The organism is Bradyrhizobium sp. USDA 3240 (assembly GCF_054063295.1).
In genome coordinates this window covers 8,678,903-8,697,304 of sequence record NZ_JBSSGD010000002.1, presented here as the reverse complement: position 1 = coordinate 8,697,304, position 18,402 = coordinate 8,678,903, and the positions used below count along the sequence as shown (strand labels likewise).

The window sequence follows — 18,402 nt, the reverse complement described above, 5'->3', positions numbered from 1 at the left end:
GCAGAGCAAGATGGGCAGCAGCACGCTTTCGATCGGGTTCTTCTTCGCCTTCATGGCGTTGACCCTGGTGATCACCTATTGGGCCGCGCGACGCACGCGCACCACCGAACACTTCTTCGCCGCAGGCGGCCAAGTCACGCCGTGGCAGAACGGCTGGGCCCTCGCAGGTGACTTCCTGAGCGCCGCCGCCCTGCTCGGCATCGCCGGCATCGTCACCTCGAACGGCTTCGATGGCATGATCTATTCGATCGGGTGGCTGGTCGGCTGGCCGATCATTCTGTTCCTGATCGTCGAGCCGCTGCGCAACGTCGGCCGCTTCACCTTCGCCGACGTCGTGGCCTATCGGCTGCGCCAGCGCCCGGTGCGCCTCGCCGGCGCTGTCGGGACACTTGCCGTCATCCTGTTCTACCTGATCGCCCAGATGGTCGCGACGGGATCGCTGATCAAGCTGCTGTTCGGCCTGCCCTACACCTGGTCGGTCGTCGTGGTCGGCAGCGTCATGCTGGTCTATGTGCTGTTCGGCGGCATGTTGGCGACGACATGGGTGCAGGTGGTGAAGGCTGCGCTGCTGATGGGCGGCGGCATCCTGCTCGCCTTCCTCGTGTTGACCCATTTCGAGATGAACCCGCTCAAGCTGTTCGCCGCGGCGTCGGAGAAGTACGGCACCAAGGTCCTGCAGCCGGGATCGAAGGTGGTCTCGGGCCAATGGGACGCCATCTCGCTCGGGCTCGGCCTGATGTTCGGCACAGCTGCGATGCCGCATGTGCTGATGCGGGCCTATACGGTGAAGGATGCCAAGGCCGCGCGGCTATCGATCCTCTATGCCACCGGCCTGATCGGCGTCTTTCACCTGATGGTCTTCATCATCGGCTTCGGCGCCATGGTGCTGGTCGGCGCCGACGCGGTGGCAAAGGCGGGAGGCGGCGGCAACATGGCAGCGCCCCTGCTGGCGCTCACGGTCGGCGGCAATGCGTTCTTCGGCTTCATCTGTGCGGTCGCGTTCGCGACCATGCTCGCCGTCGTCGCCGGGCTGACGCTGTCGGGCGTCGCCACGCTCTGCCACGACGTCTGGACCAATGTGATCCGCAACGGCAGCGCTTCGGAGGCCGAGCAGCTCAAGGTCGCGCGTGTCGCGACCGTCATGATCTCGATCTTCGCCATCTTCCTCGGCATCGCGTTCGAGGGCCAGAACGTCGCCTTCATGGCGGGCCTTGCGTTCTCGATCGCCTGCGCCGCCAATTTCCCCTCGCTGGTACTCGCCATCACCTGGCGCCGCTTCACGACACCTGCGGCGGTGGTGAGCATCCTCGTCGGCACGCTGAGCTCGCTGGTGCTGATCTATCTGTCGCCGACCATCCAGGTCGACATTCTCGGCAAGCCGCTGGCATCGGTCGAGCACCAATGGTGGTTCGTGTCGCTGCGCAACCCGGCGATCGTCAGCATGCCGCTGTCGTTCGCAGTCGCGATCCTGCTATCGCTGGTCACACGGGAGAAGAACGCCGATCGCGCCTTTGACGAGATGCAACGGCGCATCCTGCTCGGACCGGTTCAGCCGAATACTGATGAGCCTGTCCGGGCAAAGAGTGCGGCCTGAACAGCGGCGCGCAGGGTGAGATGTCGCGATAGCGCGGTAACTCATATCGTGCAACACATTCAGTGTCGTCCTGGCGAAAGCCAGGAGGTGGATTCACACTCGAAGTGCAACACTTGATCGGCAAAGGACTCCGCAGGCGTGCGGTAGTCAAGGCATTTGCGTGGGGTGTTGTTGTAGGTGGCGATGAACTGGCGGAATCTGGCGGTCGAGAGGGTTACGAGATCCGTTTTGCGAGGGATGAAGCGGCGCATCCTGCCGATGGCGTTCTCGATACCACCCTTCTGCCAGGGCGCGTGGGGATCGCAGAAGAAGGTCTCGATCGAGAGGCGATGTAGCGCCAGGTGACCGGCAAACTCGGTGCCGTTGTCGAAGGTGACGGTCTGGCGCAGCTCTTGTGGAAGGGCAGCGAAGAAGCGGACGAGATGGCGTGCGACACCGCGCGCAACCTTGCTGGCAAGGCGGATGCCGAGCAGCAGGCGAGAGGTGCGCTCATGCACGGTCAGCACGGCCTGACCGTACTTCGAGAACATCATCAAATCGGCCTCCCAATGCCCGGCGACGCTACGGTCGGCAACCTCAAGGGGCCGATTTGCCAGGGAAACACGGCCTTCGATGAAGCTTGCGGGGCTGCCGCCTCGCTTGCCGCGGAGGCCGCGCTTGCTCTTGGCGCGCGGCAGGTAGCGTCGCCAGTTGAAGTCCGAGGTGCGCCTGAGTTGGCCATAGATGAAGCGGTAGATGGTCTCGTGGGAGATCACCTTGTGCCCGCACTCGCGCGCCAGCCGGCCGGCGATCTGCTCGGGCGACCAACCTCGGCGAAGGCGTTGCAACACCGCGCGGCGCAGGACGGGCTCCCGTTCGAGGCGTCCGCCCGTCCAGCGCCGCGCTCGCATCTGTTGCTGGGCATAATTTGGCTTGTAGCCAGCCTGAACGCTCCGATTACGGCTCAGTTCCCGAGAGATTGTTGATGGCGAGCGATCCAGAGCTGCCGCGATTTGCCGGACCGAGCTGCCATTGGCCGATAGACAGGCAATCTCGCATCGGTCGTCCAGAGAGAGCTGCTTGTAAGTCCGCCCCATGGCAACACCTCCTCAAGGAAGTGTTGCACTTCGTTTGTGAACTCAGGGGACCCATTACCCCTTACGCCAATTGCTGCGCGACGCTGGGGCCCCAATCCCTCTCACAATTACATGTCGTGGTTATGGGTCCTGGCTTTCGCCAGGACGACGATTGGGGAGATTGCGTGGCCAAATCTATCACCGCTCTGCCGGCACAGTGGCGAAGCCGTTGAGCCGGCATGACGCCAATCACGCCAGCCGCTCACTTCCCCTTCGCGGCCTTCGCCTTGAGCTTCGCCGCACGATAGCGCGCGGCGCCGCCTTCGCGGATCGACTGTTCGCTGCGCTCGAGCGCCATCGCGTCGTCGGGGACGTCCCTGGTGATGACGGAGCCCGAGCCGATATAGGCGCCCTTGCCGATCGTGACCGGCGCGACCAGCGAGGTGTTGGTGCCGACGAAGGCACCCTCGCCGATCAGCGTCTTGTGCTTGAGGAAACCGTCATAGTTGCAGGTGATGGTGCCGGCGCCGAGATTGGAATTGGCGCCGACATGGGCATCGCCGACATAGGAGAGATGGTTGACCTTGACGCCGGCCTCGAGCACAGCGGCCTTGGTCTCGACGAAATTGCCGATCCGCGCGCCGTCGCCGAGCGACGTGCCGGGCCGCAGCCGGGCATAGGGACCGACCGACACCTTCTTGCCGATGGTGGCCTCGACGATGTGCGAGAAGGAATGGATCACGGCGCCGTCGTCGATCGAAACGCCCGGTCCGATCACGACGAACGGCTCGATCACAACGTCCTTGCCGAATTTGGTGTCGGCGGCGAGATAGACCGTGTCCGGCGCGATCAGGGTCACGCCGGCCTCGAGCGCCTGCTTGCGCAGCCGCGCCTGCATCACGGCCTCCGCCTCGGCGAGCTGTGCCTTGGTGTTGATGCCGCGCACTTCGTCTTCGCTGGTCTCGATCACGACGGCCTCCAGTCCCAGTTCCCTGACGATGCCGACGGCATCGGTCAGATAATATTCGCCCTTGGCGTTGGCATTGCCGATCTTCTCGATGATCGCGAGCGCATTGCTGCCGCCGAACGCCATCACGCCGGCGTTGCACAGCGTGATCTTGCGCTCCTCGGCGCTGGCATCAGCATGCTCGCGGATCGCAACCAGTCTGCCGTTCTCGGTCACCAGCCGGCCGTAGCCGGTCGGGTCGGCGGCCTGGAAACCGAGCACCGCAAGCGCAGCGCCGTTGCGCAGCGGCGCGCGCATCCGCGCAAAGGTCTCGGCCGAGATCAGGGGCGTGTCGCCGAACGCGACCAAGAGGTCGTCGGCGCCGCTGGCGAGCGCCTCGCGCGCCGCGAGCACCGCATGCGCCGTGCCGAGCCGCTCGCGCTGCACGTAGATCTGCGCGTCGGGCCGCACCCGGCGCGCCTCCGCGGCGACCGCCTCATGGTCGGGACCGATCACGACCGCGAGTTGCGAGCCCTCGCCGGAGGCTGCGGCATCGAGCACATGCGCCAGCAGCGACTGTCCGGCCACCGGGTGCAGCACCTTCGGCAGCGACGAGCGCATCCGCGTGCCCTCACCAGCCGCAAGCACCACTGTCAGGCTCGATCGCGCAGTCATTCAGTATCCTCGACGGTTCGCGCAATCTGCTGCGCAACGCTTTCTTTGAGGCCGTCTTTAATTGTTTTCCCCGGCAGAAGAAACCGATTCGCCTCCGTGGCCCCTCAGATTCAAGTTCCCGGTCCATTTCCTGTTAATCTTTGCCTCGTGATTCGGCGGGCCTTGAGGAGGGCCAAGCGGGCTTTGGCCAAAGATCCCGACAATCTGGCGGCGGATTTCGATGCCGAGAGCAGCACCGGCTTTTTGGCCGAGGAGGATGCTCTCGATCGCCGCATGCTGTGGCGGCTCGGGTCGTGGGGCGTGGCTGCGGTCGGCGCCGTCACCATCGCCGTGATGACCAACCAGTCGGCGCTGACGCTGCGGCGCGACCAGGTCGCCGCATCCGATGTCGCACGACAGGCCCAGCAGTTGCAGACGCTGGCGAAGGAGAGCCATAACGAGACGCGCCGGCTGGCATCCGCGATCGATACGCTCAACGGCGACCGCGACCGGCTGTATTCGCGCGTCACCACGCTGGAGCAGGGTCTCGACTCCGTGACCGGCACGATCGCGAAACAGCCGGTGGCAGCCGTGCCGGCACCACCATCCTCGGCAGCGGCGCCGGCCACGCCGCCCGCTTCAGCCAATTCGGCGCCCGCGGTGGCGGCACCGGCCGTTGTCGCCATCGCAACGACGCCGCCTGCCGCATCGGACAAGCCGGTCGCGACCGACAAGGTGGTGGCAACCATCGACAGCAAGGCGCCGGCACCGGCACCGGTCGAGAAGCCAGTTGCTACGACCGAGAAGCCCATGGCGGCCGACAAGAAGCCGATGGCCACCACGAGCAGGCCGCTGGTTGCCACGGAGAAGCCGTCGGCCCCCGAGAGTTCGCCGCCGGTTTCTGCCGCCGCCCCATCGGTTGCCAGTCCGATGAGCGCCGCGGCCGCCGCGGCCAATACCGACGAAATAAAGCCGGCCGCGCCAGCAGCCGCGACTACGCGGGTGGACAGGCCGCTGATGGCGTCGCGCGATCCCGCGCCGAACAAGGCAACCGAAGCTGCCAAGCCGCCGACCGCCAACGATGTCAGCGCCGCGCCGATCCCGCCGCTGGTGATCACCCCGGATCCGGACTCCGAAGTTGAAGAGGATGCGCCGAAGGCGCAGATCCAGCGCACCGAGTTCGGCGTCGATCTCGGCACGGCAAATTCGGTCAATGGACTGCGTGCGCTGTGGCGCGGCCTCTTGAAGTCGAAGGCCAACGCGCCGCTGGCGGCGCTGCGGCCGATCATCGTCATCAAGGAGAGCAGCAACGGGCTCGGCATGCAGTTGCGCCTGGTGGCCGGGCCACTGAACGACGCCGGAACCGCCGCCAAGATTTGCGCCGGCCTCAGCCTGGTCCAGCGGACCTGCGAGACGGCGATCTATGACGGCCAGCGGCTGGCCCTGAACGAGCCACCTGCCGACGCCAAGCCGGCTTCGCCGCACCGGCGTGTCGCGCCGAGGCGCGCCGCCGCACCACCGCCGCAGCCGGGTCGCCGAGGAAAAGAAGCCGGAAGGAACAACGATCTCCTCGATGTTCCGGCGGAACAGCCAATAATCATGCCCGGCAAGGGATTGCGGCCAAATTCTCAACCAATTTCGCTGCGTCTCGCCGAGCCTTGTCCGAAACCTCGTTCCCGACCATAGTGCCGCGATGACAAAACCTCCGTTCCGCCTCTCCCCCTATCAGGTCCAGTTCCTGATGGTCGTGGGCTTCATCACTGTCGGTTACGCGCTGTACGTGCGGTATCTCGCGATCGAATTCTCGCCGGTTGCACTGGCGTGCGACGCCGGCACGCAGACCATGCTCTGCAAGGCCCGCGCGCTGTCGACCGTGCTGTTCAAGAACTCGGTGTTCGGGATCACCGCGCTGGTGATTGCGGTGCTGAACCTGACGCGGCCGTCGATCGTGCTGCTCACCGTCGGCTTGATCGCAGCCGGGCTCGGGATCGTGCTCTACAACGTCGTGCTGTCGGGGCTTGCGATCGGGCTGTTCATCCTGGGTTTTGCGCGGCCCGCCCCCGCCACAGCGTAGCGGCGAGCAGAAGGTACATCACGCAGGTCCAGTCCGACTGCCAGTTGATCGTGCCCTCGTTGCAGATCGTGTAGACGGCGGCGATCGCCAACAGGCCGGCGAACACGGATTCCGCGAGCGGCCGGATGCCTTCCTTCGGGCGATTGAGCATGGTGAGCAGCGCGAACGGCACCACGGCCATGGTCAGCGAGGCATACGGGAAATCGCGGTAACGCGGATCGAAGGTGAACCCGAGCGCGGTTTCGGCCGCGATCACCGTGGTGACGACCAGCACGATCGCCAGCAACGCGCCGATTGCGCCCTTGCCGCGATAGTCGCGCGGCCCGACCAGCTCGAGGAAGGTCGGCAGCGAGCGCCCGGCGATCAACGCGTGCGCGGTCAGCAGGGGCGAGGCGATCGCGGCAGCGAGCAGCACGCCCCAATGCAGCCAGCCACCGACGCCGTAGCTCTCATAGTACATCTTGTCGCCGGCGATCCCGAGCAGCGTCCCCGCCGTCGTCGCCGAAATCGCGACCGCGATCCAGGCCGACGGCCGCGGCGTCCAGGGTCGGCGGCGCAGCGTCAACCAGGCCGCGAGGAAGGTGGCGATTGACAGCGCCATGCCGCCCACCATCTGCAGCTTCCAGTCCGGGTAATTGCTGATCGCAACGCCGGGCGGGTACTTCACCTGCCGCTTGACCGCATCGAACAGGCCCCAATTGCCGCCGACGGTGCCCTCGAGCTTGCGCTTCCAGGGCTGGTCATAGGCCTCGATCAGGTTGACCCGAAAGCCCTCGCGCTTGGCGAGATCGAGGATCTCGGACACCACCCGCGCCTGGTTGGTGCGCGACGGCAAGGCGCCCTCCCGCATCCGTCCCGCGCTCGGCCAGCCGGTCTCGCCGATCAGGATCTCCTTGCCCGGGAACGCCACCGCCATCCGCTTGCGGATATCGTCGACATGCGCCGCGGCGTACTTCGCCTTGATCGGGACGTCCTCCCAATACGGCAGGATGTGAATGGTGACGAAATCGACCGCGTCATAGATCTCGCGGTTCTTCAGCCAGTATTCCCAGACGTCGGCATAGGTGACCGGGAGATTGCCCGCCGCCGCCTTCACCGCGCGGATGTTGCCGGCAAGATCGGTGGCGGTCATCTCGCCGCGCAGCAACACCTCGTTGCCGACGATCAGCGAGGTGACGACACCGGGATATTCCTTGGCGAGCCGGACCGCGATCGCGATCTGCTGCAAATTCTTGAAGCGGTTGCTGCTGAGCCAGATGCCCTGCATCACCTTCAGCCCGACCTTGGCCGCAACGCCGGGGACCTGGTCGAGGCCGTTCTCGATCGAATAGGTCCGCACGCAATCGGTGACCTTGGCGAGATCGGCGAGGTCCTGCTCGATCTGCTCGACCGGAATTTGCGTGGTGGGATCAAGCGGTGTCTGGGCGCCGCGGAACGGCGTGTAGGACACGCATTGCAGCTTTGCGGCAGGATCGATCGGCGCACGCGCGAGCGTAATCGGCGTGGCGAGCCACCACCACACGGATGCAATCACAGCGAGCGAGATCAGGAGAAGCGCCAGCGGCGTACGAAGCGAAATCGGTTCCATCCTCCGGGGGACCGTCGAATTAGCCGGTCATAGCCCGTCTGCCAAGTCCAGGAATCGGTCAATACCATGGTTGTCCTGCGACAGTTTTGCGCTGGGCCGATAAAGTTGTGAGTTTGCTGGACAAAATACCAAATTCCAGTCATCAGATTTCGCCAGAGTCTCCGCCGCACTGGAGACCTATTTGGACGGCATCACGCCAGCCGTTAGGATGATCCCGCAGGGGCCGGAACATATCGGGGAATGCATGCGTCGACGGCTGCTTGACTTGAAGAACACTGCTTTGCGCCATCTTGCCGTAACGGGCCTGGTCACAGCGCTCGCGCTCGTGAACGGAGCCGGCGGCGCGTTCGCCCAGAGCGGCACGCCGAACCCGCCCGATCAGGCCAAGCAGCAGCCTGGTCAGGCTGACGCCAATGCCAACGCAGTGCGGGAGGCCAACCAGCGCAAGGTCGAGGAATTCGTCGAGGCCCAACAGGCCATCAACGGCCCGGCCGGCAACCCGGAATGCGTCTGGCTCGGCCGCCGGGTGGTCCGCCTGATGTGGAACGACGACCTCGATACCGCGTTCCGCCATCTCGACCTCTATGACCGGTTCGGCTGCCCCGGCGGTCACGTCCAGGCCGCGTTCCGCTGCCTGACCCGGTTCGGCGCCCAGATCGACGACAAGGTGCGCGGCAGCCTCGACGGCCGCATCCACGCATGCTGGGTCAACCCGGGCGCCCAGCCGCAGGCGGCGGCAGCGGCCGCCGCGCCAACCCCGGCGCCGCCGACGGCCGGCAATGCCGCGCCTGCGCCGGCCGCGTCGCCCTCGCCTGCGCCGACCCCGTCGGCGACACCGGCGCCGGCATCGAAATAGCCGAATCGCGCGCTCGGATCCGGCCGCGTTTTTTTTCGCAGCTGGAACGGCTTGCGCCCTTAAAACGCCATTGCGGCACACCAGTTGTTAAATCGGATGGCGGAGATATCTTTCCCTCCGCCGCTATGTTGGCCGAACCCAGGGGACGGGTTCGCTTAGTCCTCAATCTCAGGCCCCGTATGGTTTAACCGCGATGCGCGCCGTCGTCGCCGTCCTGTTGCTTGTCACCGCCGCCCACGCTGCCCTGTGGGGTCTCTTCCAGGAGAAGCAGTCGGCGCCCGATTTCCGTGGCACGCTGCCGAGCCTGTCCTACGCCCCGTTCGAGTCCGGCCACTCCGTCGCAGACGTTGCCGCCGACAGCGAGAAGGTGCGCGCCGACCTCAGGAAGCTCTCGACGCTCACCAAAGCGGTCCGCCTCTATTCGTCGACCGAAGGCAACGAGTTGGTACCGCCGGTCGCCGCCGAGTTCGGCATGAAGGTCACGGTCGGCGCCTGGATCGACAAGGACGCCAACCGCAACAGCCGCGAGCTGTTCAATGCGATCAATCTCGCCAAGCGCAACAGCAATGTCATTGGGATCGTGGTCGGCAACGAAACCGTGTTCCGCGGCGAGCAGGTTCCGATCGAGAATCTCGGACCGTTGCCCAAGGACGACCCCAGCCCTGACGAGGCCGAGCGCTTTCGCGAGGATTTTGCTCGCTTCCTTCGTGACGAGGCCCCGCGCGTTCAGCGCGAGGAGGACACACGCCTCCACGATGCCGAAGCGCAGCCCGAGGACAAGCGGGCCGAGGCGATCAAGTGGGCGATCGCCGAGAACAACGTGCACCGGCTGATCAAGGTGATCCAAACGGTCAAGAAGTCGGTCAGCGTTCCCGTCACGACCGGTGAAATCTGGAACATCTGGCGCGACCATCCGCAGCTCGCCAATTCGTCCGACTTTGTCGCCGCGCACGTGCTGCCGTACTGGGAAAACTTCACCGACAAGCAGGCGGTGGATCAGGCGGTCGACCGCTACAACCTCCTGCGCGACTCTTTCCCCGGCAAGCGCATCCTGATCGCCGAATTCGGCTGGCCGAGCCAGGGCTACAATCTGCGCAGCGCCGTACCCGGCCCGTTCCAGCAGGCCACGGTGCTACGCAACTTCGTCGCACGCGCCGAAGCCATCGGCATGGACTACAACATCGTCGAGGCCATCGATCAGCCCTGGAAGTTCTTCGAAGGCGGCGTCGGTCCCTATTGGGGCATCCTCAATGCCGACCGCGAGGCGAAGTTCGCCTGGACCGGCCCGGTCACCGATCCGAATTACTGGAAGATCGCGCTGGTCGCCGTGCTGGTCGGCCTGTTCATGTCGCTGCCGATCCTGCGGCTGGACCAGCCGACCGTGATGCAGGCGCTGCTGCTGTCGGCCGCAGCCAACGGCGTCGGCGCCTGGACCGCAACCGTGTTCTCGTACTGGACCACGCACTACTTCGTCTGGGGCTCGGCCTTTGCGCTCAGCCTCGGCCTCGTGCTGCTTGTTCCGCTGGTCCTGATCGCGATGGCGCGGATCGAGGAGATCGCGGCGGTGGCATTCGGCCGCGGCCCGCGCCGGCTGATCGGCAAGAGCGAACCGCTCGCGCCTGCCACGATGGGCGAGGACGTCAAGTTTCCGAAGGTCTCGATCCACATCCCGGCCTATTTCGAGCCGGTCGAGATGCTGAAGCAGACGCTCGATGCAGTGTCGCGGCTCGACTATCCGAACTTCGAGTGCGTCTGCATCATCAACAACACGCCCGATCCCGACTTCTGGCGGCCGATCCAGGATCACTGCCGGATGCTCGGCGAGCGCTTCAAGTTCATCAATGCCGAGAAGGTGCAGGGCTTCAAGGCCGGCGCGCTGCGCATCGCGATGGAGCGGACGGCGGCGGATGCCGAGATCATCGGCATCATCGACGCCGACTATGTCGTGCATCCGGACTGGCTCAAGGATCTGGTGCCGGCCTTTGCCGATCCGCGCGTCGGCCTGGTGCAGGCGCCGCAGGAGCATCGCGACGGCGACCGTTCGCTGATGCACTACATCATGAACGGCGAATATGCCGGCTTCTTCGACATCGGCATGGTCCAGCGCAACGAGTTCAACGCCATCATCGTGCACGGCACGATGTGCCTGATCCGCCGCGCCGCGATGGACAAGGCCGGCGGCTGGTCCTCCGACACGATCTGCGAGGACACCGATCTCGGCCTCTCGATCCAGCAACAGGGTTGGCTGACGCACTACACCAATGTGCGTTACGGCGAAGGCCTGCTGCCCGACACCTATGAGGCCTTCAAGAAGCAGCGCCACCGCTGGGCCTATGGCGGCTTCCAGATCGTCAAGAAGCACTGGCGGCGCTTCCTGCCCGGCGCCAGCCGGCTGACGCCGGACCAGCGCCGCGAGTTCTCGCTGGGCTGGCTCAACTGGCTGGGGGCCGAAAGCCTCGGCGTCGTGGTCGCGATCCTCAATCTGATCTGGGTCCCGATCGTCGCCTTCGCCGACATCGCGATCCCCGACAAGATCCTGACCCTGCCGATCATCGCCTCCTTCATCGTCTCGCTGGTGCATTTCGTCGCGCTCTACCGGCTGCGGGTGAACATCAAGGCCGCCCAGATGCTGGGCGCCATGATCGCGGCGATGAGCGTGCAATGGACGGTGTCGCGCGCCGTGGCGCAGGGCCTGATCACCGAGCATCTCGCATTCGCCCGCACCTCGAAGGGCGGCCTGTCGCGGATGTCGATCGAATTCCAGGCGTTCTGGGAAGCCGTGATCGGCGTGCTGCTGCTGATCGGCGCCATCGTGCTTGTCGTCACCAACGGCTACAAGCAGGTGCGCGAGATCTACATCTTCGCCGGCGTGCTGGTGCTGCAAAGCCTGCCATTCCTTGCCGCGGTTTCCATCGCGATCCTGGAGAATTCGCGGATCAACGAGTTCGCGTTCTGGCGCAACAGCGCGATCCGCACCGCGGAACTGATCGGGCTCCGCCCGGTCAGCCTGCCCTCGGTTGCCGCCCCGTCGCAGCCGGTCGGCTCGGAAATCCGCCACGACAGCTGACTAACTTCAAGAAACCGGCCTAACCCGAGGCGCCGGAACGGCAAATCCTCCCTCACGGTGCACAATTGACCGCCCCTCGGCTATTGACCCGATGGGCCCTGCCCCCTACACAGCGCGGGCTGGAGCATGATCCGGAGCGGCGCGAAGCCTGCGTCCGGATCCGATGTTCAGGTGAGTGAGCGCGTAGCTCAGGCGGTAGAGCACGTGACTTTTAATCATGGGGTCGAGGGTTCGAGTCCCTCCGCGCTCACCAATCAAATTCAATAGCTTCGACGAAAATCTAACCAGCCAGAAAATCCATCGTGTGGGCACTGTGTTGGCAAACACATTACCGCACTCGACGGCCGCGGCGGCAACGCGATAGCGGCCCGCCATGACGAGCAGCGGCGCCCGCTCTCGGACAGCACCACCCTCTCCGTTTCCTGTCGGCAGATGCGCTCTAGGCGCCGATAGTCGTCGAGTTCGGATCCCATGGCGGCAGCAATCACCATGATTGGACTTTTCGCTATGGCTCTGACGGTGCTGGCGCCAATTTCCCTCTTCGCGCCGTGAGCGCATGGAACCGCAGTTAGAGGTCCCGTCAAAGCGGCACGGCCCCAGTCTTGGGAAGACCAGGGCCGTGGGCAAGCGAGGCGTCGGGGTTTGGGGACTTCGGCACCTCGCCCTGGACCGGCGCCCCAGCTAGCGGCGGTGTGGGCGTCGTGCTGAAATTCAGAACCGCTGACGCGGCTTCGTCAATACCTCAAGCGGATCATACCGTGACGCTTTTAGGCAGTTCGGTGAACACGGGCCTCGCCTTCGCGCCTGACCCGATCGACGGATCCCGCAGCGATGACGCCGATCGCGCTATCATTGAGGGCAGAAAAAACCCGTTGCTAGTGTGGCGCCGGGTCGTGTGCGTGTGGACGCCACCGAAAAGAAAGTAGGCGCAGGGCCGTACCCGCCCCTCCGCCGGAGCCTCGTGGCATAGCCATTGCTGATATTCATCCGCTGGGATTGCAGTCCCCAGATTGAAACAGGGCGCCGCCGGGACAAATCATTTCGGGCCCGGCGGCGTATCTTTTTGGGATTAGTGAGACAGCCGTCGGCGGTTGCGCTTCCGGTGCGATTCAGTTCATTCGGGCACGCCCTGGCGCCGGCAAGTGCGCTTGTCGCTATTGGTTCGGCCCGGTTGATCGCGCGCGCCGGCTAGCTCGCGGCCTCCCTCGTCAGGCCTGGACCGCTTCCGCTCGTACACACTACTTTCGGATATCCGGACACCTACGGATTGCCCTCCACCAGTGGTTGCGCTTAGTAGCGGACCGCTGGGGAGGCTTTTTTAATGAGAAATTTGAGAGTGGTGGCGCTGGCCGCCATGCTGGGCGGTTGCGCGTCGTCGGCGGCAGACATCACGCCGAACTATGTTTCACCTGTCATGTATCAGTCCTACACGTGCCAACAGCTCGCGCTCGAGGCGCAGGGCGTATCCGCGCGCGCGGCGGCGCTTTCCGGCGCCCAAGACAGCCAGCGAACGAAGGACACGATCGCGACGACAGCAGCCGTCATCGTCTTCTGGCCCGCGGCGTTCCTTGTCGGCGGAGACAAGCAAACCGCGGCCGAGCTCGGTCAGATGAAGGGACAGATGGTCGCGATTGAGCAGGCCTCGATCGCGAAGAAGTGCAACATCCAATTCCAGAACAAGCCACCTCCCGGACCGACTTAGCGCATCCTGTTCTCCACACCCTCCGCGCTCACCAATCAAAGCACGCTCGGACCACAAATGTGCGCTCGGCGCATCTCAAGTGCACCTCGTGCGGCAAGGTCGGCTGGGTCGATACCCGCCTGGACTGGGGCGAGGTCACTAACTTCGCGAAGGGTGTTTCGGGTTAGGGGCTTTTCCGCTCGCCGGCTCGCGCGCATTTGAGCCGACGGGTTCGCCTAAAACTTGCGTCCGGAAGAGTCCATCTTTCTGCATTCCCCACTGATCGTAAGGGATTTCCGTTCCGACGACAGGGTCTTGGTGGCTTTGCCTGACTGTCGAGAAATGGTGATCGAAAGCGAAGCTGCGCGATCTTTTCCACCGATGGTAATGTTTGTCGGGCCATCGAAGGAGAAGGAATCCTGCTCCACCTTCCAGCCTCCTGCGGGATCAACGTAATACTGAAGGGTCGCCGCGGCCATGTTCCAATCATCACTTGAAGCTGGCGGAAAATCGCACTCCAATGCTGCGACCACGGTTTGAGCGTGACCTTCCAGGGTCAATGCTCCCAGGGCCAGAAGCGATAAAAATCCATTCCGTATGACTTGCACGTAAAAACTCCTCGAAGCGCTTATCGTACACCTGCATTTTACCCTATTCTCCCCGCCCGAGATTCCCGTGTTTCTACGGCCATCATCTCCATATTCACAAAGCCAGCGCGGAACGCTTGTCTTTTGGCAATGCTCAAGCGAGAGATCGCCGCGGATACCGGCATCTGCTTCTAGAGCACATGCCAACGTGCCCGCCGCATCCCGCATCTGAGCAAGATGTTCACGGCCCAACCGTCAGCGGCAGTTCGCCCTGGCCGTTCGTCCAGTCGATGATCTCGAGCTGCAGCCCGCGCTTCAGCATCTCTGCCTCGAGACTGCCGGCGTGGCGTTTCCACTCGGGCGTTGCGCGGACCCGGAATTTTGGCTCTTCGCCGTGTGCCTCGAATTCATCGTCGGCCTTGAGCGCGCCGCGGATGGCTTCGTACATCATCTTCAGGCTGGCGTCGGTGAAGGCGCCGTAGTCCATCGGTCGTCTCCCTCAGCACTGTCAGAAGCCAAAAGGCCGCCACGAAACTCATCGTGGCGGCCTTCGGCGTAGCGGCCCATCCAGACGGCCCAACACGAGCGTGGGCGAGTCGGGTTAATGAAACGTTGTTTGTGCGGCGGCGGCATACCTTCCTGGAGCTCGCCGACACCGTCTGCCGTCCCGTGTTTCTCCGGATTCCCCTTTAATCGGGAACCGCGCTAACCAGCGGGGAACTTGGGCTATTGCATCAAGCCGGTAGGGGGGCCGTTGGCGTGACGCGGCCCCTTTTCATTTTGGACCGCGTGTTCGTTGCCGGCTGCTTCCTTCGACGCGCTGAGGCAATTTGAGGATGTCGCCAACCGAGCATGCCCTGATCTACGTCAGTCGTAGCACCAGCAACCTGCACGACAGTTCCGCGAGTGAGATCATTCGCAGCATCCTGGCGCAGTCGCGCGCGAAGAATGCGCGGCTCGGCGTGACCGGCGCCCTGCTGTTCAGTGAGGGTTACTTCTGCCAGGTCCTCGAAGGCGAGCGGGCTGCCGTCGAGGAGATATTCAGCGCGATCGAGTCCGATCCGAGACACCGGGACATCACCCTGCTCACCTTCAGGCCGGCGACGCCACGGCGCTTCCCCGATTGGTCGATGGCTTATGCCGGCGCCGCTGCCGGCCCGGCCTGGACTTGCAAGATGGAAGGCCTGCTTGCAAACCCGTCCGCGATCGACGGCGATCAGATGGGCCGCGAACTGCTCGTCCGGATGACCGATCTGGTCAGGCAGCAGGACGTCGACGGCCCCTAGTTCAGACCCTCAGGCATCGAAACAGTTGGGCGAGCGCGGTGTTGGCGGATTGGGCGCGCCGTTCGAGGATTTCGGCAGCTGTAGCGTAGTTGCGTGCCAGGATCTGGAGCGCGCGTCGGGCATCCGGCAGCGTGGACTGCCTGGCCATCTCGAGGCACTGGTGCTCGAAGTAGCGAAGCTCCTCAAGTTCGGTCATTGCGATTCGTCCGATTTCATCTGCATCTTCGAACTCAGTGCGCCAACGGCCTAGTGAAAGTTTGGCAAGATTGTTGCGGACACGGGATGATCTGGTCGGAGTGTTGCTGGAGGCATGATTTGATAATCACTGCTCCGTGACCAGCGCGGGTGCGTGCTGCGCGGATCGACAAGCGCGCCCGATCGCATCACTATGCGTGAGTCTTGCTTCGGACGCAGCAACGTCTTGACGGGAGCGCGGGGCATCTTCGCGAGCATTGCCGCGATGGGCATTTTGGCGGACTGGTTGGCGCTGGCCACGGCCGGTGCATCCTTGAGTTGGCATTGTTGCATCAGATGAAGAAACGCGATTGGGCCTTTGTGGCCGCCTGTGCGGCCGGCGCGCTGCTGTTCGGTATCTGGAGTTTCCAGATGGGCATCGCGTTTCATCGCTCCCGGCAGGCCCCAACCGATCTCTCCAGCTCGCACCGGCGTGGCCAGGACGGCTCTTCCGCGAGTAGCCCTGCCCGGCCCGCGGCCGACGACAGCGACGAACGGGCCCGACAGCCGCGATAGATGGCGCAATTGCGTTCCTCACTGCCGCATCGCCTCGACCTAGGCCCACGCCAAGCCCGCGACGACAGCGGGCTCATCATCGTCGGCCCTCGCGCCGGTGAGGCGCCTGCGGCGCGCGCTGTCCCTGGCGCGACGATGACGCGTGTCAAACCGGCGCCGCGCCGTCGGCACACGCCGCGCGAGGCTTTGAGCGAGCTCGATTGCCTGTCTGACGACGGCCATGACGGTTGCCACGCGCGTGAACAGGCCGATCAGGAACACCATCGAGAAGACGTCGATATAGGCCAGCACATCGCCGACCAGCATCAATTCGGGAGGAAGCGGAATCCGGTGCAGATAGGCGCCGATCACGATGACGACCGGGATCAGCGCGATCAGCTTCCGTAACGTCAGCCGATCCAGCAAGGCAGCGAGCTCAACCACCAGGACCAGCCAGAGCCAGTCGCCGAGCGCGGCCGGCTTGTCGATCGTCCAGGTCTGCCAAAATGTCTGCCACAGCTGCCGCCAGTTCCGTTTCCCCATCGCCGCGTCCGCATTCTCCTGAGCGCAATCCCCGCGCTACGGCTTCGACGACGCCTCGCCGCCGTCGCCCTCGATCGCGGCGCCTTCCACGTCAGCCGAATCGGCCGACGGAAAGATGCGCTCGTAATTGGCTCGGGCCTCGCGAATCAGACGCGCACGCTCGCGTTCAGACTTCGAGATGAACCTGATGATCTCGCCCATATGCTCTCCAACGCAGGGGGAATTCTCCGACCATCGGCAATGCAACCATCGTGCCTGATGGCCGCCCGGCCGACGTGCTCGCGCTTACCGGATCCGCCGCGGCGCCATCCGTTGCTGGCTGAACGCCACACGCGGATTGATGCCGCAATACGCATCACGGCCCGACGCCGACGCCTGGCACTGCTCGTAGGTCTGGTAGCCGCAATAGCCGGGATAGCCCTCATCCCTGCCCTGGATGCACCAGGGATAATCGTAGGGATCGGCCGCCGCCGGCCGTGCGGAACCGACAATCCAGCTCGTCCCGAGCGCCGCGAACGCCAGAATTGCCAAATTTGACCTGCGCATGAGTCTGCTTCCTTCTCGATCGGCACCCAGCAGTTGATCTAGGTACGCCGGGAAGATCTGCGAGGTTTCCGCTCACCGCCTCAAGAAGGTGTGACCCGAGCGCAGGGGAAGCCAGGGCGCCATGGACAGGCGCGGGGCACCCAACAAAAAACACGAGGCCCGGTGTGCCTAGGAGCCCGGGCCTCGTGTCTGATGTCCCCCGCCTCAGTGACGGATCAGGCGTTGTGGTTACGCGAGCTTGTCCGCGCGATCCATCCCGGATGACTACGGGGTCGGGCGCGCGCAGATTTCACTTGCTGTAGCTGTAGAACCCCTGCCCGGTCTTGCGGCCGAGATGACCGGCATCGACCATCTCCTTCAAGAGCGGCGCCGGCCGGTATTTGGGATCGTTGAAGCCGGTGTAAAACACCTCCATCACCGACAGCATCGTGTCGAGCCCGATCAAATCGGCGAGCGCGAGCGGGCCGATCGGATGGTTGCAGCCGAGCTTCATGCCGGCATCGATCTCTTCCGCGGTCGCAATACCTTCCTGCAGCGCGAAGATCGCCTCGTTGATCATCGGGCACAGGATGCGGTTCACGGCAAAGCCCGGGCTGTTCTTCGCGGTGATCGCGACCTTGCCGACACGCTTGGCGAACGCCTCGGCCTTGGCGACCGTATCGTCCGAGGTCTGCAGGCCGCGGATCAGTTCGAGCAGCGCCATGACCGGCACCGGATTGAAGAAGTGCATCCCGATGAAGCGGTCGGGACGATCGGTCGAGGCCGCAAGGCGGGTGATCGAGATCGACGAGGTGTTGGTCGCGACCAGCGCGCTCGGCTTCAGCCCTACGCAGAGATCCTTCAGGATCTTGACCTTCAGGTCCTCATTCTCGGTTGCCGCTTCGATCACGAGATCGCAGGCGGCAAGCTTGGCCTTGTCGGTGGTCGCAATGATCCGCGCGAGCGTCGCGTCGCGATCGGCCGCCGTCATCTTCTCCTTGGACACCAGGCGATCGAGACTGGACCCGACCGTCTTCAGGCCGCGTTGCACCGCCGCGTCCGAGATATCCACCATGGTCACGGCAAGGCCCGCCGCCGCGCAGATTTGCGCGATACCGTTGCCCATGGTTCCGGCGCCGATGATGCCAACCGTCTCGATCATTGTGTCTGTCCCTTCTCGTCGCTTGCGCCGCCGCGCGGCCGCATCGTCAAAAACG

Annotated in this window: 17 protein-coding genes, 1 tRNA gene and 1 pseudogene; 8 read left to right on the top strand and 11 right to left on the bottom strand. The window is 64.4% G+C overall.

Annotated features, from left to right (window positions below; genetic code table 11):
* Nucleotides 1-10 precede the first annotated feature (10 nt).
* Nucleotides 11-1,594, top strand: a complete 1,584-nt coding sequence (locus tag ACVIGA_RS41565) for a solute symporter family protein (RefSeq protein ID WP_456670568.1) — start codon at nt 11-13, stop codon at nt 1,592-1,594.
* Between the two features lie 59 nt (nt 1,595-1,653).
* On the opposite strand, the gene ACVIGA_RS41560 is transcribed toward ACVIGA_RS41565, so the two are convergent.
* The gene (locus ACVIGA_RS41560; RefSeq protein ID WP_456670567.1) at nt 1,654-2,670 is read right to left on the bottom strand and encodes an IS30 family transposase; all 1,017 of its coding nucleotides are present in this window, start codon (nt 2,668-2,670) and stop codon (nt 1,654-1,656) included.
* Nucleotides 2,671-2,911: 241 nt separating this feature from the next.
* Nucleotides 2,912-4,270 (bottom strand): bifunctional UDP-N-acetylglucosamine diphosphorylase/glucosamine-1-phosphate N-acetyltransferase GlmU, encoded by a 1,359-nt coding sequence (glmU, locus tag ACVIGA_RS41555; RefSeq protein WP_456670566.1) that lies wholly within the window; start codon nt 4,268-4,270, stop codon nt 2,912-2,914.
* A 183-nt stretch (nt 4,271-4,453) separates the two neighbouring features.
* Here glmU and ACVIGA_RS41550 point away from each other — a divergent pair, with 183 nt between their 5' ends.
* Complete coding sequence (locus ACVIGA_RS41550; RefSeq protein ID WP_456670565.1) at nt 4,454-5,935, top strand: hypothetical protein; 1,482 nt, start codon at nt 4,454-4,456, stop codon at nt 5,933-5,935.
* A 7-nt stretch (nt 5,936-5,942) separates the two neighbouring features.
* A complete protein-coding gene (locus ACVIGA_RS41545; RefSeq protein ID WP_456670564.1) occupies nt 5,943-6,323 on the top strand; it encodes a hypothetical protein in 381 nt (126 codons plus the stop codon).
* On the opposite strand, the gene ACVIGA_RS41540 is transcribed toward ACVIGA_RS41545, so the two are convergent.
* Nucleotides 6,283-7,911, bottom strand: coding sequence for a glycoside hydrolase family 17 protein (locus tag ACVIGA_RS41540; RefSeq protein ID WP_456670563.1), 1,629 nt, complete (start codon nt 7,909-7,911; stop codon nt 6,283-6,285). The genes ACVIGA_RS41545 and ACVIGA_RS41540 overlap by 41 nt on opposite strands.
* A 244-nt stretch (nt 7,912-8,155) precedes the next feature.
* Between ACVIGA_RS41540 and ACVIGA_RS41535 the strand changes: the two genes are divergently transcribed.
* The 4 genes from ACVIGA_RS41535 (at nt 8,156) to ACVIGA_RS41520 (ending at nt 13,536) form a co-directional block, all read left to right on the top strand.
* A complete protein-coding gene (locus ACVIGA_RS41535) occupies nt 8,156-8,767 on the top strand; it encodes a beta-1-3, beta-1-6-glucan biosynthesis protein (RefSeq protein ID WP_223975144.1) in 612 nt (203 codons plus the stop codon).
* A gap of 193 nt (nt 8,768-8,960) precedes the next feature.
* Nucleotides 8,961-11,834, top strand: a complete 2,874-nt coding sequence (locus ACVIGA_RS41530) for a glycosyltransferase (RefSeq protein ID WP_223975146.1) — start codon at nt 8,961-8,963, stop codon at nt 11,832-11,834.
* 177 nt (nt 11,835-12,011) lie between these two features.
* Nucleotides 12,012-12,087, top strand: a tRNA-Lys gene (locus tag ACVIGA_RS41525).
* Nucleotides 12,088-13,170: 1,083 nt separating this feature from the next.
* The gene (locus ACVIGA_RS41520) at nt 13,171-13,536 is read left to right on the top strand and encodes a hypothetical protein (protein WP_456670562.1); all 366 of its coding nucleotides are present in this window, start codon (nt 13,171-13,173) and stop codon (nt 13,534-13,536) included.
* A gap of 215 nt (nt 13,537-13,751) precedes the next feature.
* Here ACVIGA_RS41520 and ACVIGA_RS41515 read toward each other — a convergent pair whose 3' ends face one another.
* On the bottom strand, nt 13,752-14,123 hold the full coding sequence (locus ACVIGA_RS41515) for a hypothetical protein (RefSeq protein ID WP_456670561.1): 372 nt from the start codon (nt 14,121-14,123) through the stop codon (nt 13,752-13,754).
* A gap of 220 nt (nt 14,124-14,343) precedes the next feature.
* A complete protein-coding gene (locus ACVIGA_RS41510) occupies nt 14,344-14,589 on the bottom strand; it encodes a hypothetical protein (protein ID WP_456670560.1) in 246 nt (81 codons plus the stop codon).
* Nucleotides 14,590-14,938: 349 nt separating this feature from the next.
* Between ACVIGA_RS41510 and ACVIGA_RS41505 the strand changes: the two genes are divergently transcribed.
* On the top strand, nt 14,939-15,388 hold the full coding sequence (locus tag ACVIGA_RS41505) for a BLUF domain-containing protein (RefSeq protein ID WP_456670559.1): 450 nt from the start codon (nt 14,939-14,941) through the stop codon (nt 15,386-15,388).
* A gap of 1 nt (nt 15,389) precedes the next feature.
* Here the strand turns inward: ACVIGA_RS41505 and ACVIGA_RS41500 are convergent, their stop codons facing one another.
* The 6 genes and pseudogenes from ACVIGA_RS41500 to ACVIGA_RS41475 all read right to left on the bottom strand — a co-directional run.
* Nucleotides 15,390-15,584, bottom strand: a complete 195-nt coding sequence (locus ACVIGA_RS41500) for a hypothetical protein (RefSeq protein ID WP_456670558.1) — start codon at nt 15,582-15,584, stop codon at nt 15,390-15,392.
* Between the two features lie 50 nt (nt 15,585-15,634).
* Complete coding sequence (locus tag ACVIGA_RS41495) at nt 15,635-16,012, bottom strand: hypothetical protein (protein ID WP_456670557.1); 378 nt, start codon at nt 16,010-16,012, stop codon at nt 15,635-15,637.
* A 165-nt stretch (nt 16,013-16,177) separates the two neighbouring features.
* Nucleotides 16,178-16,660 (bottom strand): hypothetical protein, encoded by a 483-nt coding sequence (locus ACVIGA_RS41490; protein ID WP_456670556.1) that lies wholly within the window; start codon nt 16,658-16,660, stop codon nt 16,178-16,180.
* 36 nt (nt 16,661-16,696) lie between these two features.
* Nucleotides 16,697-16,861, bottom strand: coding sequence for a hypothetical protein (locus tag ACVIGA_RS41485; protein WP_375780973.1), 165 nt, complete (start codon nt 16,859-16,861; stop codon nt 16,697-16,699).
* 84 nt (nt 16,862-16,945) lie between these two features.
* Nucleotides 16,946-17,206, bottom strand: coding sequence for a DUF3551 domain-containing protein (locus ACVIGA_RS41480; RefSeq protein WP_456670555.1), 261 nt, complete (start codon nt 17,204-17,206; stop codon nt 16,946-16,948).
* Between the two features lie 289 nt (nt 17,207-17,495).
* A pseudogene (locus tag ACVIGA_RS41475) lies at nt 17,496-18,368 on the bottom strand (3-hydroxybutyryl-CoA dehydrogenase); the annotation flags it as partial.
* Between the last annotated feature and the right edge of the window lie 34 nt (nt 18,369-18,402).

Bases quoted from the DNA above. Each gene is read 5' to 3' on its own strand.
- ACVIGA_RS41565 (WP_456670568.1), top strand. From the start codon at position 11: ATGGGCAGCAGCACGCTTTCGATCGGGTTCTTCTTCGCCTTCATGGCG.
- ACVIGA_RS41560 (WP_456670567.1), bottom strand. From the start codon at position 2,670: ATGGGGCGGACTTACAAGCAGCTCTCTCTGGACGACCGATGCGAGATT.
- glmU (WP_456670566.1), bottom strand. From the start codon at position 4,270: ATGACTGCGCGATCGAGCCTGACAGTGGTGCTTGCGGCTGGTGAGGGC.
- ACVIGA_RS41545 (WP_456670564.1), top strand. From the start codon at position 5,943: ATGACAAAACCTCCGTTCCGCCTCTCCCCCTATCAGGTCCAGTTCCTG.
- ACVIGA_RS41540 (WP_456670563.1), bottom strand. From the start codon at position 7,911: ATGGAACCGATTTCGCTTCGTACGCCGCTGGCGCTTCTCCTGATCTCG.
- ACVIGA_RS41535 (WP_223975144.1), top strand. From the start codon at position 8,156: ATGCGTCGACGGCTGCTTGACTTGAAGAACACTGCTTTGCGCCATCTT.
- ACVIGA_RS41530 (WP_223975146.1), top strand. From the start codon at position 8,961: ATGCGCGCCGTCGTCGCCGTCCTGTTGCTTGTCACCGCCGCCCACGCT.
- ACVIGA_RS41510 (WP_456670560.1), bottom strand. From the start codon at position 14,589: ATGGACTACGGCGCCTTCACCGACGCCAGCCTGAAGATGATGTACGAA.
- ACVIGA_RS41505 (WP_456670559.1), top strand. From the start codon at position 14,939: ATGTCGCCAACCGAGCATGCCCTGATCTACGTCAGTCGTAGCACCAGC.
- ACVIGA_RS41500 (WP_456670558.1), bottom strand. From the start codon at position 15,584: ATGACCGAACTTGAGGAGCTTCGCTACTTCGAGCACCAGTGCCTCGAG.
- ACVIGA_RS41495 (WP_456670557.1), bottom strand. From the start codon at position 16,012: ATGAAACGCGATGCCCATCTGGAAACTCCAGATACCGAACAGCAGCGC.
- ACVIGA_RS41490 (WP_456670556.1), bottom strand. From the start codon at position 16,660: ATGGGGAAACGGAACTGGCGGCAGCTGTGGCAGACATTTTGGCAGACC.
- ACVIGA_RS41485 (WP_375780973.1), bottom strand. From the start codon at position 16,861: ATGGGCGAGATCATCAGGTTCATCTCGAAGTCTGAACGCGAGCGTGCG.
- ACVIGA_RS41480 (WP_456670555.1), bottom strand. From the start codon at position 17,206: ATGCGCAGGTCAAATTTGGCAATTCTGGCGTTCGCGGCGCTCGGGACG.